At 73.7% G+C, this 582-nt stretch carries 1 protein-coding gene; it reads right to left on the bottom strand.

The window, feature by feature from the left end; translation table 11 throughout:
• On the bottom strand, positions 1-582 hold a 582-nt coding region (locus ACIKT0_RS19725; RefSeq protein WP_407106939.1), incomplete at both ends, for an AsmA family protein.

Below are 582 nucleotides of genomic sequence, written 5' to 3' on the forward strand. Positions count from 1 at the left end.
CGCCGGAGAGCGCCGCGCCCTCAGCATCGGCCACCGCCAGGCGCGTGAGCTCGATGCCGTCTGCGCCGACCAGCCCTTCGACGGCGACGCCGGTCATGGCCACGCCGCCGAACACGAGCGTCTTCGCGTTCAACGACAGTGAGAGGTCCAGAGGCCCGCCGGCCAGAGCGCCGCCGGCGATGCGGCCCATCCCGAGCGCGTCGAGGTCCAGCCGGTCGGAGACGAGCTGCGCGTCGAGCCGAGGTCGCCCGCCATCCTCGCCGGAGGTCCAGGCGAGCCGTCCCGACGAGCGCGCGCCGTCCACCGAGAGGTCCGCGTTCTGGATCTGCACGGCGCCCAGCCGCGCGCTGACGTCGCCCTTCAGCGTAATCTTCTCGCCCAGCCGCGAGCCGACGTCCTCGCCGCCTGAAAGCCAGCGCCGGAAGGACTGGAAGTCTTCGGACGCGAACGTCACCGGCCCGGCGAAGCCCGGGCCAGCCTCGCCGAACGCGACCGCGCCGGAGGCCGTCATGGTCGAGGCGCCGGGAAGCTCGGCGGAAGCGGACTGGATCCGCCAGGCGCCCTGTTCCGCGCGAAGGACCG

The sequence above is a fragment of the Hansschlegelia beijingensis genome (genome assembly GCF_045505405.1).
GTDB classification, from domain to species: Bacteria; Pseudomonadota; Alphaproteobacteria; order Rhizobiales; family Methylopilaceae; genus Methylopila; species Methylopila beijingensis_A.